The following is a 503-nucleotide window of genomic DNA, read 5'->3' as shown; positions in this document are numbered from 1 at the left end:
TTGAATTTTTACCAATACATCACCGAGCTCTAGTGCTGCTCGTTCGACTAAGCCCTGCGCACCCGATGACTCCGCCGCTTCCATCGAAGACATCAACGCCGCGTACGATTTCTTATAGTCCCCTTGCTCATCGTAGTAACGACCTTTGAGCAACAGAATTTCCGATTCCAATTTCTTGTCACCTTTTTCTCGTGATGTTTCAAGCAAAGCATCCAACGACGAGAGCGCGGTATCGATATCTCGATTGCCCATCATGGCTCGAATTTGGATCAGCTTGAACAGCAAGTGCTCTTGGCTTTGTTCTGGTGTCAAACTCAGCCCTTTATCTACCACTGCTAAGCTCTCTTTATCGCGCCCTAACAACTCAAGAACGGTCGACTTCGCCAGCCAATAACGAATCAACAGATCCTTGGGCTGGTTTTGCAGTAGAGAGTCTTCTTCTAATGATTCGATTTGTGCTAATGAACTTTGTGGCAGCGCGTAAATTTGGCTCTCAATCCCTT

1 pseudogene is annotated in these 503 nt (G+C 46.9%); it reads right to left on the bottom strand.

Going from position 1 to position 503, the window contains the following annotated elements:
• Positions 1 to 503: pseudogene (locus tag R7R24_RS30805) on the bottom strand (GGDEF domain-containing protein); the annotation flags it as partial.

It is taken from the genome of Vibrio sp. 704, from assembly GCF_033339295.1.
Note: the sequence above shows the minus strand (reverse complement) of the source record. Positions and strands in the feature narration are given on the sequence as shown.